Annotated in this window: 9 protein-coding genes and 3 pseudogenes; 6 read left to right on the forward strand and 6 right to left on the reverse strand. The window is 68.9% G+C overall.

Translation table 11 applies throughout. From position 1 onward, the window contains the following. The coding region (locus ABGB06_RS36985) for a sortase (RefSeq protein ID WP_347599217.1) at window positions 1-486 on the reverse strand (486 nt) is incomplete at its 3' end. After that, a complete protein-coding gene (locus ABGB06_RS36990) occupies window positions 483-926 on the reverse strand; it encodes a sortase-dependent protein (RefSeq protein ID WP_347599220.1) in 444 nt (147 codons plus the stop codon). The genes ABGB06_RS36985 and ABGB06_RS36990, both read right to left, overlap by 4 nt. Before the next feature lie 229 nt (window positions 927-1155). Between ABGB06_RS36990 and ABGB06_RS36995 the strand changes: the two genes are divergently transcribed. From ABGB06_RS36995 to ABGB06_RS37010, 4 genes and pseudogenes are all read left to right on the forward strand, one after another. Beyond that, on the forward strand, window positions 1156-4530 hold the full coding sequence (locus ABGB06_RS36995; RefSeq protein WP_347599223.1) for a S8 family serine peptidase: 3375 nt from the start codon (window positions 1156-1158) through the stop codon (window positions 4528-4530). A 126-nt stretch (window positions 4531-4656) separates the two neighbouring features. Continuing rightward, window positions 4657-4953 (forward strand): GYD domain-containing protein, encoded by a 297-nt coding sequence (locus ABGB06_RS37000; RefSeq protein WP_347599226.1) that lies wholly within the window; start codon window positions 4657-4659, stop codon window positions 4951-4953. A gap of 21 nt (window positions 4954-4974) precedes the next feature. After that, window positions 4975-5185: pseudogene (locus ABGB06_RS37005) on the forward strand (transposase); the annotation flags it as partial. A gap of 244 nt (window positions 5186-5429) precedes the next feature. After that, window positions 5430-5558, forward strand: a complete 129-nt coding sequence (locus ABGB06_RS37010; RefSeq protein WP_347599228.1) for a DUF6408 family protein — start codon at window positions 5430-5432, stop codon at window positions 5556-5558. A gap of 51 nt (window positions 5559-5609) precedes the next feature. Here ABGB06_RS37010 and ABGB06_RS37015 read toward each other — a convergent pair whose 3' ends face one another. Next, window positions 5610-7532, reverse strand: a complete 1923-nt coding sequence (locus tag ABGB06_RS37015) for a DUF2075 domain-containing protein (RefSeq protein WP_347599231.1) — start codon at window positions 7530-7532, stop codon at window positions 5610-5612. Between the two features lie 394 nt (window positions 7533-7926). Further along, complete coding sequence (locus tag ABGB06_RS37020) at window positions 7927-9807, reverse strand: DUF2075 domain-containing protein (RefSeq protein WP_347599234.1); 1881 nt, start codon at window positions 9805-9807, stop codon at window positions 7927-7929. A 615-nt stretch (window positions 9808-10422) separates the two neighbouring features. On the opposite strand from ABGB06_RS37020, the pseudogene ABGB06_RS37025 reads away from it, so the two are divergent. Then, window positions 10423-10824, forward strand: a pseudogene (locus tag ABGB06_RS37025) (hypothetical protein); the annotation flags it as partial. 40 nt (window positions 10825-10864) lie between these two features. After that, window positions 10865-11053 (forward strand): annotated as a pseudogene (locus ABGB06_RS37030) (tyrosine-type recombinase/integrase); the annotation flags it as partial. Here ABGB06_RS37030 and ABGB06_RS37035 read toward each other — a convergent pair. Together ABGB06_RS37035 and ABGB06_RS37040 are read right to left on the reverse strand one after the other, a co-directional pair. After that, entirely contained in the window at window positions 11037-11561 is a 525-nt protein-coding gene (locus ABGB06_RS37035; RefSeq protein WP_347599309.1) for a hypothetical protein, read from the reverse strand. The pseudogene ABGB06_RS37030 and the gene ABGB06_RS37035 sit on opposite strands and share 17 nt — an antisense overlap. A gap of 642 nt (window positions 11562-12203) precedes the next feature. After that, a complete protein-coding gene (locus ABGB06_RS37040) occupies window positions 12204-13700 on the reverse strand; it encodes a DEAD/DEAH box helicase (RefSeq protein ID WP_347599237.1) in 1497 nt (498 codons plus the stop codon). Window positions 13701-14015: the final 315 nt, after the last annotated feature.

A 14015-nucleotide genomic window follows, 5' to 3' on the forward strand; every position in this document is an offset into this window, starting at 1 on the left:
GAAGTCCGCCTTGGCGACCGTCTGTACGTCGGTGACGACGAACTCGGCGACGTCGCCGTTCTCCAGGCGCGCCTCGATCCGGTCGCCGGGGCGCAGCCGCTCCAGGTCCCGGAAGACCCCGTCGCCGTAGTCCCCGACGGTGACGTGACCGAGGATCACCGACGGCCCGAGCTGGCCGGGCGCCGGCGAATGCTCGTACCAGCCGGCCGGGGAGTCGGCGGCGATCGGCGGCACCCGCACCGTGCCGTTCGCGGCGAGGCCCAGCCGCATCACCGGCGTGTCGACCCCGATGGCGGGGATCCTCAGCCGCTCGGGCGCCGAGGCGTGCCCATCCCCTGGCTCCGGTTGCGACGACGGGCGCCCCCGCGGACCGGCGGCGGCTGCGTCAGCGGCGTCCGGGTGGCCCTTCCCTCCGGGACCCCCGCAGCCGGCCAGCACCACGGCCGTCGCCGCCGTGATCAGGGCGCGCCTGGAGAGGCGAGTCATGCCTCGTTCGCCCGGCGCCGGACGAGGAGAACGGTGGCACCGCCGGCCGCAAGCAGCACGGCGGCGGAACCGGCGATCACCGGCACGGAGCCCAGCCCTGACTCCTCGTTCGACGTCGCCTCACCGGTGTCGGGCGCCCCCTCCGGCCTCGGGGAGACCTGCTCCTCCTCCGGCGCGGGACTCTGCGACTCCTCCTCCGGCTCGGGGCTCTGGGACTCGTCCTCCGGCACGGGGGTCGGCTCGGCCGTGTCCTCCTCGGCCGGATCATCGGGAGCCACCGTCGGTTCCGGGGACGGGGTCTCGTCGACCGGGGCGTCGGAGTCCCCGGACTCGAACCGCGCGGCCTGCGGGGACAGGACGCCGGAGTCGGCGGATGCCGGAGCCGCGCCGGCCAGGACGGCCGTACAGGCGATGGCTGCGGCAACAAGGGCTGTGCGCATGGGAGGTGTCTCCTTGACCGGTTGGACCAACCCACCCGCCGGAACCATGCGGCGAGATGAGTGGTGCATCAGGCGAATCGGGCGAAGAGACGACCCGGCAGCCCGCCAGGTTGCAAAGAAATGGCAAAGCCAATCGGCGCGTACGCCCGGGCACGTGCGCCTGCCGACCCCACGAAAGCCTCACGCGCTCCACACAACCCGTGCCGGCGCAGCGAGGTCTCTACCCGGCATGACACGACGACGAACGAATCCACGGCGCGGGAGCGCGGCCACCGTGTCGGCGGTCGCGGCACTGGCGCTGACGGCGGGGCTCGCCGTTCCGAGCCTGGCCCAGACCCTGGATCCCGACCCGGGGAACGACGCCACCGCCCTGACGACCTCCTCAGGAAACACCGCTGCCGGAGCTGCCGGAGCTGCCGGGAAGGTCATCACGCTCGTCACCGGCGACCGTGTGGTGCTCGACGGCCACGGCGAGGTCACCGGCCTGATGCGCGCCGAGGGCCGCGACGACGTTCCGGTCCGGGTGGGCGAGGAGGAGGGCGCCACCTACGTCATCCCGCGGGACGCGCAGCCGCTGATCGCGGACGGGTCGCTGGACCGCCGCCTGTTCAACGTCACCGAGCTCAGCCGCGAGCAGTACGACACCGCCGAGGGCCTGCCGCTCATCGTCACCTACGAGGAGGGCGCGCGGCCGAACGACACCCCGGCCGACCTCTTCGCCGCCGGGGACGCGCCCGAGGTCACCGCCGAGCTGGAGTCGATCAACGGCGAGGCGATGACCGTCGCCCCCGACGACACGGCCGCCACCTGGCAGGCGTTCACCGGGCACGACCGACCCGACGACAGCACACGGGCCGCCGCGCCCGGCGTCGAGTCGATCGCGCTGGACGCCGTCGTCCGGGCCAGCCTGGACGAGAGCGTGCGGCAGATCGGCGCCCCGCGGGCGTGGGACGCCGGCTACGAGGGCGCCGGCACCACGATCGCCGTACTCGACACCGGCATCTCCTCGAACCACGAGGACGTCTCCGAGCAGGTCGTGGCCGAGCAGAACTTCTCCAGCGCCGCCGACACCGAGGACCACTTCGGGCACGGCACGCACGTCGCCTCCACCGCCGCCGGCACCGGCGCGCACTCCAACGGCCGCTACACCGGTGTCGCCCCCGGTGCCGAACTGCTCAACGGCAAGGTGCTCGACGACCTCGGCTTCGGCACCGACTCCGACATCATCCGAGGCATGGAGTGGGCCGTCGAGCAGGGGGCCGACATCGTCAACATGAGCCTGGGTGGCATCGCCGACCCAACGGGCATCGACCCGATGGAGGAGGCCGTCAACACCCTCTCCGCCGAGTCCGGCACGCTCTTCGTCGTCGCCGCCGGCAACTCGGGCGCGTTCGGCCCCGGCACGATCGACTCCCCCGGCACCGCGGACGCCGCGCTCACCGTCGGCGCGGTCGACAAGTCCGACCAGCTCGCCGACTTCTCCTCGATCGGCCCCCGGACGCGCGACGGCGCGATCAAGCCCGACGTCACCGCCCCCGGCGTGGCGATCGCCGCAGCGGCCGCCCCGGGCAGCGTCGTCGAACAGGAGGGCGCCCCGGTCGCCGACGGGTACGTCAGCCTCGACGGAACATCGATGGCCGCCCCCCACACCGCCGGAGCCGCCGCCCTGCTGCTCCAGCAGCACCCGGGCTGGACCGGAGAGCGGCTCAAGGGCGCCCTCGTCGCCTCCGCCCAGCCCGGCGACCACCCCCCGTTCGAGCAGGGCGCCGGCCGCATCGACGTGCCCACCGCCATGGACCAGCCCATCGTCGCCGACCAGGCGTCGCTCAACTTCGGCCTGGCCGAGTGGCCGCACGGCGACGACGAGCCGATCACCCGCGAGCTGACCTACCGCAACCTCGGCGAGGAGGACGTCACCCTCCAGCTGACGGCAGAGGCGACCGACCCCCGGGGCGAGCCAGCGCCGTCCGGCATGTTCACCCTCGGCGCCGATCAGGTGACCGTGCCGGCCGGCGGCAGCGCCACCGTGGAGGTCACCGCCGACACCACCGTTCCCCGACTCGACGGCGCGTACCTCGTGACCCTCACGACCACCGGCGGTGAGCAGACCGTCCGCACCTCCGGCACCGTCCATCGCGAGGTGGAGAGCTACGACCTGACCGTCCACACCACCGGTCGCAACGGCGCCCCGTCCGAGGAGTGGTGGATCCAGCTCGTCGACGCGGAGACCGGCGAATGGATCGAGTTCACGCCGGAGACCGCCACCTCCATGCGGGTCCCCGCTGGCGACTACCTGGTGGACGCGACCATCTTCCAGGGAGGAGAGGACGCCACCGACCCGGCCGGCCTCGACTGGCTGGTCCAGCCTCGGATGTCGCTCACCGAGGACGCGACGCTGACCTTCGATGCTCGGGACGCCGAACCGATCGACGTCACCGTGCCGGACGCCCGGGCGGAGATGTCCGACCTCAACATGACCACCACCGTCTCCCCGGCCGGCGGGGGCGGCGGCGACATCGTCACCGGCTGGTACGCGGGCCCGGTGCCGCAGGGCATGCGCACCGCCCTGCTCGGCGAGCTGCCGGAGGACTGGCGAATGACATCGGCGGTCGGCAGCATCTGGCACCACGGCGACCGCGGATACCACACGGCCGCCGCGCTTCAGGACGGGTTCTACACCGGGCTGAGCCAGCACGTCACGCGGGACGCGCTGGCCCGGGTGACCGTCGATCAGGGCTCGTCGCTGCCGGGGAGCACCGGAGTGCTGTTCGCCGCCGACTCGTTCACCGGCATATCGACCATGGCCTACAGCTACGAACCGACGCCACGCACCCGCGAGCTGTTCCTCCAGGCGGACACCGGCGCCGGATGGGAGTTCACCGCCGCGCAGGCGGACGCCGAGGGTGACGCGGCGGGCGCCTACTTCGCCGACCCCGCGGTCTACGAGGCCGGGCAGCGGTACCACGAGTCGTTCGGCGTCGGCGTGTTCGGCCCGATGCTGCGGGAGGGCGACGGCCTGCTGCGGACGGGCGACACCATCGGCGGCCGGGTCAACCCGCTCGCCGACGGCGCCGGTCACGAGGGCGGGGGTATCCCGTACACCTCCGCCAGCACCACGCGCTACCGCGACGGCGAGGAGTACGCGACGGCCGACGGCGTCATCGACGCGGTCGAGTTCCAGGTCCCGGCCGACGAGGCGGAGTACAAGCTGGTCACCACCCTCAGCCGCGACGGCGCGGCCGCGAACGTGAGCAGCGAGGTCACCGCCTCCTACTCCTTCGCCTCCGCCCACCCGGGCGAGGGCGAGGTCGCCGAGTTGCCCGCGAGCGCGATCCGCTTCGCCCCGGACCTGGCGCCGGACAGCACCGGCCCGGCGAACCAGACGGTGACGGTGCCCGTCACCGTGCAGGGCGCCGGCGGCGCACTGACCGTCTCCGCCTCCTACGACAGCGGCGAGACCTGGCATGAGATACCGGTCAGCGCCGGCACCATCGAGATCCCCAACCCACCCGCCGGCGGCACCGTCTCCTTCCGGGCCACGGTCACCGACCCGGACGGCAACGCCACCACGCAGACCATCATCGACGCCTACCGCACCACGTAGCCGGCGCAGGGCGGTCCTCGCTCGGGCGGGGACCGCCTGCCCGTTCGGATGCCTATCTCGTGCGGACCCTCACCGAGGTGACCAGGCTTGACCTCATGATGTGTCTCCTAGCGAAGGCGAAAGAACATGCCGACGTACCTCGCGCTGCTGAACTGGACTGATCAGGGGGTCCGAAACTACAAGGCCACCGCGAAGCGCGCCGAGACCTTCGGCTCAGCGCTGAAGAAGCTCAAGGCCAAGCTCCTGAACATCTACTGGACCGTCGGTCCCTACGACGCCGTGGCCATCCTCGAGGCACCCGACGACGAGACCGCCACGGCCGCACTCCTCCAACTGGACGCGGTGGGCAACGTCCGTTCCACCACGCTGCGCGCCTTCGACCGCGAAGAGATGGAGCACATCATCACCAAGGCGACCGGCTGACGATCACTCCGACCACCGTCGCTGGTCGCCGCCCATCAGCAACTCTACGGTCCGATTCTCCCGGTTTGGGGCATGCCCAAACACCCACAAGGCTGCTGACCTGCGCGAGTTCGCCGACGACCGGGACTGGCTGACCATTTTCCACCCACCGCCGTACGCGCCCGACCTCAGCCCGGTCGAGGGCGTCTGGTCTCCGCTGCGACGCGGCTGGCTGTCCAGCGTGGCCTTTTCTCCACAACGACCTCAATGAGGGGTGCCTGACCGAGTGGAGCAACCTGCTCTCAACCGCGTCGTGCGATAAGGTGACTCTGCGTTGCGTACCTTCCCGGAGGGTACGAGAACGGGTTCGCGAGCCGGTTCGTCGGTTCGTGGATGACGAACGGCGGAGCCACCAAGTGGACCTCACCTGTGTGAGGGCGGATGCCCGGTAGGGCGATCCCTGCCATTCCGAAATCCACAACCGAGGAGTGGCCCTCGTGAATCCTGTCGAGTACAAGCCTGCGCGCCGAAGCTGGATCCGTGAGGTCCTGATCGGCGCCACAGCCGGAGTCGTGTCCAACCTGCTGTTGGCGGTGCTGGCTGTGGCAGCGCGTTTGCTCGTCTGAGACGGGCATGTGGCGGGCCCGGCGAGCCCGCCACTCCCCTCTCATATGTCCTCAGAAGAGTGGCTTCTGACCGGGCTGCGCCCGCCTCTTCCGTTTACGTGAACGGCTGCCACCGCGTCGGGGGCGGGGAAGATGGGACACGCGCGCCTCGGGCGGTAGATTCTCCCACGTGGGTCGAAGCCCGTGAATCTGAATTTCCCCCACGAGATCCTTCAGGTAGGTCTGCGTCTCTTCATCCGTTGAGTAGAGCACGGTAGCGCGACTCGCGCGGGTCATGAGCACGTGGTAGGCGTGGCGGACGCATCGGGCGAAGTCGTCATCGGTGAGGCTGCTCACTCGGACCCTGGGATCGAACGACCCTCGCTCCAAGACTCGCTTGACGCCCGTCTCCGGGTCCTTGCGCTCCTTGCCGCGCCGGAACACCCAGCGCCCGTCACGACGCACCATGTCGTCGCCCATGATCAGGCCGCACCAGTCCCATTCGAGGCCCTGCGCCGTGTACACGCATCCGATCTGGTCGATACCGGCCGGATGCACTGACCAGATCTTCGAAGGTGGTGCGCCGTTTTCGCAGAAGCCCTCGCTGTCAGCATTCCATGGGCGGTGCCAGCCGCGGATGCGGACGTCGGCCTCAAGTCGTTTCTCCTCGCCCTGAGGTTTGGTCCACGGCCAACAGTAGCCCGCGACCATGCGCGCGGAGGCGCCGGCGAGAGCCTCGGCACGGATGATCCGCTCCAGTTCCTCTGGGCTGTCGACGACCTCGATGTGCATCAGTCCGTCCGGCGTCCAGACCTCCGGTTCTTCCTCCGACAGGCCCAGGACGGCTCGTACCCAGCGCACGTAGGCGTCGCTGCCTCCGCAGCGGAACTGCTCACGCAGCTTGTAGCGGACCAGTTCAGCACCGCGCCGCTTCGCAGCGTCCTCAATCAACCTGACCGTGCCGACCTCGTTCGGCCGCACGGTCTGGCTCTCGTCCAAGAAGAACACCGTCACGCGAGAGGCGTCGAGCAGTTCGTCCACCTGGGGCTGTGTGCCTTGTTGCTGGGGTTGCCAGAAACGGTTGGTCGAGCGGTCTCGGAGGCGATGTGCCTCGTCGCAGATCAGTACGTCCAGAGGAGGATCGGGTGGGGTTACGAAACTGCTGAAGTAGGTGAAGCTCTCCTTGAACTCCCTGTCACCGTAGCCGACGTGTTCCTGCATCGCGCCATTGAAGGCCCGACTGCCACTGGCGTACTTGACCGTTCGTCCCTCGGCCTCGAGTTTCGCCTTAACCTGCAGGCCGATGGCGCTCTTCCCCGTGCCGGCACCGCCCGTCACCAGGAAGACGACCCGTCTCTCGTCCCGGACGAGGGCGGGCTGCTTCCGGTCTCCGAGGATGCGGGACGCGGTGTCCAAGATGTCTTCGGCGGCTTGCTGCTGCGCCCCCCGCAGAGTGAAGACCGTGTCCTCACCACGCGACATGATCATGGCATCAAGCAGTGGGGTGTTCCGCAAGTTCATGCCACGGATGAGTATCTCGGCCGCAGAGGCACCGCCTTCCTCGGCGAAGTGCCTGCGCAGATCGGAGATCAGGCGATCGCGGCCGTCGTTCGTGTACACGCGGGCGTAGGCGCCGGTGGGCGCGCCGAGGTCCGTCAGCGGCCTCACAGACTCGTCCGTCGCATTGTGTAGGTAGGCGAAGCCACCGCACTCGAAGGTGAGTCCGCTCAGCGGTCCTCTGGCACCTGTGAAGAGCTCGTAGTACTCCCGCAGTTGCACAGCTGGATGCTTCTTCGCATCCTTCATCCCCGGTACACGCACCAGCTCGGCTGTGGCAGCCTCGACCCTGGTCACCGTGGACCAGCGCTTGAGTTCGACGAGTTGGACGGCCAGCCCGAGGTTGTCCGGACGCTTGCCGATCAGGACGACGTCGATGAGGCGGAGATCGTTGGGGTTCTCCGGCTGGTCCAGCGTCGCCGCGCACTCGACGATCATGTGCACGTTTCCTCGGCCCGCTGCGACCAGGTCATTGGCGAGATCGACCAGGCTCTCGGCCCACGCGGAGCGTTCGGACTCTGACGCCTCGGTACCTCGGAAATGCTTCCACCTGGCTGCGAGATGGGGCACCATTCGGCGCCTCAAATTGAGGGTGAGCAGGTCCCTTGCCGACAGTCTCAACAGGAGCACGGACACGAGGTGGTTCCCCCAGGGCACGAATGACTCGTGCGGGTGGGGGCGTGTCCTCGTGAGGAAGCCCGTCGGGCCGCAACCGGTTCGGACGATCTTAGAGAGTCATTCGTTCACGCGGACGACCTCCGCTAATGCCACCGCCGCTTCGAGGCCACGGCCCTACGGATTCAGCCATCCGCCCGAGCCCGTGTCCCTGCCGTCAGATGATGAGCTCCCGCTCGGCACCGACCAGCTCGCGCAGCTTCGCTCGTGTCTCCGAATCCGTCGAGTACACGACCGTGCCAACCATGCCTCGCGTCAGCAGCACCTTGTAGGTGTTGCGGATCAGGCGGTCCACGTCAGCGTCCGACGTGGACCTCTTGAACACAGGGTCCTTCGATGCCGCGCGAACCGTGACCCAGCGGTCCCCTCGCCAGACCAGGTCCGGGCCAAAGATCACGCCAGACCAGTCATACTCGAAGCCCTGCGCGGTGTAGACACAGCCAATCTGTCCGAATCCCGCTGGGTCGGTCGCCCACAGTGCCGATGGGGGCGCACCCGAAACGCCGCGCTCGCCGCGCAGGTTCCATGGGCGGGCCCAGTCGTCGATAACCACGTCCGCGGGGAGTGCGTGGCCGGGCTTGGGTTCCGGGGACCAGGGCCAGCAGTAGCCAGCGGAGATACGGGCGCCGTAGCCCTGGGTGCGGCGGTCGTCCAGGAAGGACTCCATTTCCAGTGGGCTCTCGGCGACCAGTAGCTGCATGCGGTCGTCGGGGTCCCAGGCCACGGGACCACCCGGCTCCAGGCCGAGGAGCCGTACCACCCATCGCAGATAGGCGTCGCTGCCGCCACAGCGGAACTGGCCTTCCAGCGGTACGACATGGCAGTGCAACCCCTTACGGGCGGCGGCTGCCTCGATCTCGGCGACCGTGCCCATTTCGCCGGGGCGCACCACCTGGTGTTCGTCGAGGAGGAACACAGGGACGCGGGCAACATCGATGAGTTCGTCGATCTGCGGTCTACCTGTGCGTTGGAGGGCTGGAGTGTAACGGTTGGCCGAGGTCTCGCGAACTCGGTGGGCCTCGTCGCAGACAAGTACGTCGAGAGAGTTCTTCTCGGTCGTCATGAAGCTGTTGAAGTACTTGAAGAGATCCTGTACTTCACGCTTGCGGGCTCCCACGACCTTGCGCATGGTCTTTGTGAACGACTGTGAGCCGGTGGCGTGCAGGGCCGGGATCCCTTGCCGATACAGCTCACCAAGTATGGATAGCGCGATCACGCTCTTACCAGTCCCTGGACCTCCGGTGACAATCAGTACTTCCTTGTGATCGGACCGTTTCGCCTTACGGACGGCGTTGAGCACGATGCGGTATGCGACGTACTGCTCGTCCAGCAGGGTGAACTGTTCGCGATCGCGTACCTCCTGGGCTGCCACGGACATCAGCTGCCTGGACGGGACTGTCTTGCCGGCGAGGAGCCCATCGGCTGCTCGGGCGCCCGGATACCTGTCGCTCAGCCTGGTACGGAGATATTCGAGGAACTCCCCTCGGCACTGGGCGGTGAACAACTGTCCTTGTTCGTCAAGTTCGATCTCGCGCAGTCCGCTCACCCCGAATTCGGTCGCGTTGTGGAGGAAGGCCACTCCGCTGACTCGCTGCCGGTGCTCGGCGACTGCGCCGTTGAAGTTGACGAGGTACTCGCAGTAACGGCGCACCTGCTCGATGGGATTGAGGACGGGGTGCGCATAGGAATCGACATGGCAGAGGACCGGGTCATCCTCAGCCGGCGTTGCCTGGCTCCACTGCTTCAGTTCGACCACGACGTACGATGGTTCCTCCGTGACCGGATGCAATCCGGCGAGCACGACATCGGCTCGTTTGCTATTCAGCGGTAGCGCGTACTCAATCATGACCTCCACATCGCCGAGGCCCGCGTCGTTCAGTACGGCTGTCAGGGCGGGGATGCTCCGCTCCCACGAGCGGATCTCGGAGGAGCCGGGGCGGTAGCCGTGCATGTGGACGAACTGTTCGGTGAGATGGAGGAAGAGTGACCCATCGAGCGCCATGGCGGCGACCGTTCGGGCGGACGCGCGGAACAACAAGGGCTTCCCCCAGGCAGCACGAAATGACTCGTGCGGGTGGGGGCATGTCCTTCACGACTCCATCGGAGTTGGAGCGGAAGCCCGTCGGGCCGCGATGATGATGCAATCAAGGGTACCTGCACGACCGATGCGCGATGCGGAATCCGAAACCCACGACCTATAGAGCTGGGGCTGGGCTGTGGGCATGAGCGGCGCCACCTCCCATCGCCCGCGGCGGCGGCTTCGCATGTCTGCTGGCCGAGCTCGCCCACCCCCAACCACCGGCTCGACGTGGACACAGGACAGCGAACCGGGCAATCCGTTCGCCGAGGGTCTGAGCCGCAGCTACAACGAGACGGAACCGAGCACAAGGCCACCTCGCGGTAGTGGCAGAAATCCACGAGCCCGACGCCACCGAGCTCGCCAGCCCTCGTGCCGACACCGCCGAGTTGCTGGACGCGCTCCCGTTCCTTCGGCTCACCCTCGACCACGCGCCCGAGCAGCTACAGCGACGCCTGTACGAGATCACGCAGCTCACTGCCGAGACCTTCGGCTCAGCGCTGATGACGTCGTGCGCGTTGGCGCGTCATCCCTCGTCACCTGTCGTCATCTCCCGGGCGCCGTGCCTGGGACCCGATGGTGGTTGTACGGCGGCCGTCCGGTCGACGCAGCGGCGGTGCGGAGGTGAGGGGCGTGCGGATGACGCGGCGGGGCGTCGCCTGGCTGTCGGAAGCGGCGGACTTGCCCGACCGCTGCCGTGAGCAGTGGGCGGACGACCCGCGCCGGCCCTACGCGCTCACGGTCGGGCGCCGCTTCGACGTCGTGGTGGTTGAGCAGCGGATCGGCGTGGAGACGTTCGATCAGCTGGAGCGTCACGGACTTCCCCTGGGCCCGGTGATGGCCGACTGGTCGGCGCGAGAAGTCGGGTTCCTGCTCCCGCCGGGCTCGCGGGACCGCTTCGAACGAATGCTGACCGCCGAGCGCACCGAACCTCTGGCGTACCGGTACCTCGACACGGATTCGCTCGTCGTCGTGCCGGGACCGATGCCGTTGAGCGGCGACCGGTACACCTGGTTGGCGGCTGCACGACGCGCGGCACGGCTGCGCCACGCTCCTCACGGCCGCCGGGGTGGCTCCTCGGGTCGTGATGGAGATCCTCGGGCACAGTCAGATCAGCATCACGATGGACGTCTACACGCACGTCGTCCAGGACACCCAGCGGGAGGCGATCAGCCACATGGACCGGCTACTCAAACGGCGTCTGTGACGTCCGTGCGAGACGTGGAGCCACGTACTGTGGTCGGCAACGGGGCTCCTTCTGCCGTCCTACGCTCGACGAGTTCTCGGGCGGCGCGGAAGGCCTCTTCCTTCAGCTCCCGGAGCGAGGTACCCCGGTGCTCGTCCCAATCCGCTAGTTGGATCGCGGAGGTGACGATCGGCTGCAACTCGTCGGGATAGCCGAGGTCGATCGCCGCCTCGGCCCATATCAGGTCCACGCCGGTGGCTGGGTCCATGGAACCGTCGGCGACCCGGGCGGCCAGCCAGTGGGCCAGGGCCCATGCGGCCGCGGTCCGCTCCTTGGGCACCTCGATGCCGATGCCCAGCTCTTCTGTCACCCGGTCGAACAGTTCCTGCGCCTCGTGCTCCTCACGACGCCCGAGTCCTGCCAGGTACGCGAGCGACGGTGAGTCGACGTCGGCCAGGAGCGCGTCGAGGGCGGCCTGGATGAGGCGGTCCGAGCCGACGTGTCGACCGAACGCCCGCGCTGCCGCCATACACGTCAGCCGCTTGAGCGCCTCTCCGCCGGTCACTGCCACTGATCACCACCGCCCGTTGATGTCAAACGTGGATGTCAAACGCCCCGGAGCATGATCGCTCCGGGGCGTTGCGGCTGGTGCCCCCGGCGGGGCACCACACCGATGGAAAAGGGCGCGACCTGCGGGTTCCCGGCAGACGCGTGACCGCGGACGCGACGCTTCCCCTCCGGGCTCACTGACGCTGGCCGCTCATCCGCGCCGCAGACGGTGGTCCGTGATCAGTCGTACAGCGGCGGCGGGCACGGAAGGAACGGGAAATGTAAGTGGCCGATGACATGCACTGCCGTGAGGCCGCTCCTAGTCGGCGAGGACTCGAGGGCTACCTGAGCCGGTTGCCGTGTTCTCGCCGTCGCCTCCGCGCACTGCTGCCGCACTCGGTACGTCGAGGCCGACCGCCGCACTTCCCGCTGGATGCGGTGGTACACGCCCTCAAGGCCGTGGAGCACCGGGTGCAGACCTTGGCGGACGCCCACGTGATCGGCGCGAAGCGCATGGGCATCGCTCAGCGCGGGGGTGGCCCTCGCGGAGCGCGGCTGCGTCTGGATCAGCGTCACCATGTTCCGCCTGCGGAGATGGGTCGGCTTCCTGATCACGTGGTGCTCAGGCCGCCGCGTCGAAGGCGGAGTGCCGAACGCTCGCACGCCGGTCAGCCGAAGCGGCAGTGCGTCGACCGCGGGAGGCCGCGCTGCGCTTGCGCCGCTCGGGTGCCGGCGCGGTGAGGGTGACGGGGACGCCGGAGGGGGTCCGGGCTCCGGTGATCCTGTTGAGGGCTTCATCGCCGGGGCGGAGCTGGGTGGTCTGGGGGACGATGCCGGCGGCGGCCATGAGGCGGGTCATGTCGCGGCGCTGGTTGGGGGTGACCAGGGTGACGACGCTGCCGGACTTGCCAGCGCGGGCCGTACGCCCGCCGCGGTGGAGGTAGTCCTTGTGGTCGGTCGGGGGGTCCACGTTGACGACGAGGTCGAGGTTGTCGATGTGGATGCCGCGGGCCGCGACGTTCGTGGCGACCAGGACGGTGACATGCCCGGTCTTGAACTGGGCGAGGGTGCGGGTGCGCTGCGGCTGTGACTTTCCGCCGTGCAGGGCGGCGGCCCGGACTCCGCTGTCGCGGAGGTCCTGGGTAAGGCGGTCCACGGCGTGTTTGGTGTCCAGGAACATGATGACCCGGCCCTCGCGCGCCGCGATCTCCGTCGTCATCCGGTGCTTGTCGACGTTCTGTACGCGCAGGACGTGGTGTTCCATGGTGGTGACCGCACCCTGGGAGGGGTCCACGGAGTGGACGACGGGGTCGGCGAGGTAGCGGCGGACCAGGCGGTCGACGTTGCGGTCCAGGGTCGCGGAGAACAGCATGCGCTGGCCCTCGGGACGTACCTGGTCCAGGAGAGCGGTGACCTGGGGCATGAAGCCCATGTCGGCCATCTGGTCGGCCTCGTCGAGAACGGTGATCGCGACCTGGTTGAGCCGGCAGTCACCACGGTCGATGAGGTCCTTGAGGCGTCCGGGGGTGGCCACAACGACTTCGACGCCACCACGCAGCGCACCCGCCTGCTTGCCGATCGGCATCCCGCCGACGACGGTGGCCAGGCGCAGCTTCACGGCGCGGGCGTAAGGGGTGAGGGCAGCGGTGACCTGCTGGGCGAGTTCCCGGGTGGGGACCAGAATCAGGGCCAGCGGTTGACGGGCCTCGGCGCGCTGCCCGGCGGTGCGGGCCAGCAGGGCCAGACCGAAAGCGAGGGTCTTGCCGGAACCGGTCCGGCCTCGGCCCAGGACGTCACGGCTCGCCAGGGAGTTCGGCAGCGTCGCGCCCTGGATCGGGAACGGTACGGACACGCCCTGCGCGGTGAGCGCGGCCAGGAGTTGCCGGGGCATGTTGAGGTCCGCGAACGTCTTGACGGCGGGTAGCGCCGGGGTGATGGTCTCCGGCAGGGCGAACTCTCCCTGCACAGCGGCGGGCCGGCGACTGTAGCCGCCCGAGCGGCGCGAGGCGGACGAACCGGAGCGACTGCCCCGGACCGAACCGGCAGTGGAGCCGGAAGCGGAGCCGCCAGTGGGGCGGCGGGTGCGTGAGGAGCGGCCGTTCGTACGTGTGGGGTTCATTCAGAACCTTCCTTGATACGGCGCGCATCAAGGAATTCCCGCAGAGAAAGAGCGGTGCGGGGAATCACAAGAACGGGCCGAGTGAAATGCGAAAGCGCACCCGGCCCACAGGAACCGGTGTCGGCGCGGACGCTGAAACGGGATGACGTCGAGCGAACGTCGAATTCAGGAAATCGGCGGGGCGCAGGTCCGAAGCGGTCTGCGTCCCGGCGGGGCTCCGTGGATAGCGGTCATCCTGCAAGTGGAGGAATTCGGGAAATGCGTGCAGCTGGGGTCCGCACCCCGAGGGATGCGGACCCCAGCTACGAGGTGCGC

Origin of the sequence: Streptomyces sp. B6B3 (assembly GCF_039871525.1) — a bacterium.
Lineage (GTDB): Bacteria > Actinomycetota > Actinomycetes > Streptomycetales > Streptomycetaceae > Streptomyces.

Bases quoted from the DNA above. Each gene is read 5' to 3' on its own strand.
- ABGB06_RS37015 (WP_347599231.1), bottom strand. From the start codon at position 7,532: ATGATCGTCGAGTGCGCGGCGACGCTGGACCAGCCGGAGAACCCCAAC.
- ABGB06_RS37035 (WP_347599309.1), bottom strand. From the start codon at position 11,561: ATGGCGGCAGCGCGGGCGTTCGGTCGACACGTCGGCTCGGACCGCCTC.
- ABGB06_RS36990 (WP_347599220.1), bottom strand. From the start codon at position 926: ATGCGCACAGCCCTTGTTGCCGCAGCCATCGCCTGTACGGCCGTCCTG.
- ABGB06_RS37000 (WP_347599226.1), top strand. From the start codon at position 4,657: ATGCCGACGTACCTCGCGCTGCTGAACTGGACTGATCAGGGGGTCCGA.
- ABGB06_RS37040 (WP_347599237.1), bottom strand. From the start codon at position 13,700: ATGAACCCCACACGTACGAACGGCCGCTCCTCACGCACCCGCCGCCCC.
- ABGB06_RS36995 (WP_347599223.1), top strand. From the start codon at position 1,156: ATGACACGACGACGAACGAATCCACGGCGCGGGAGCGCGGCCACCGTG.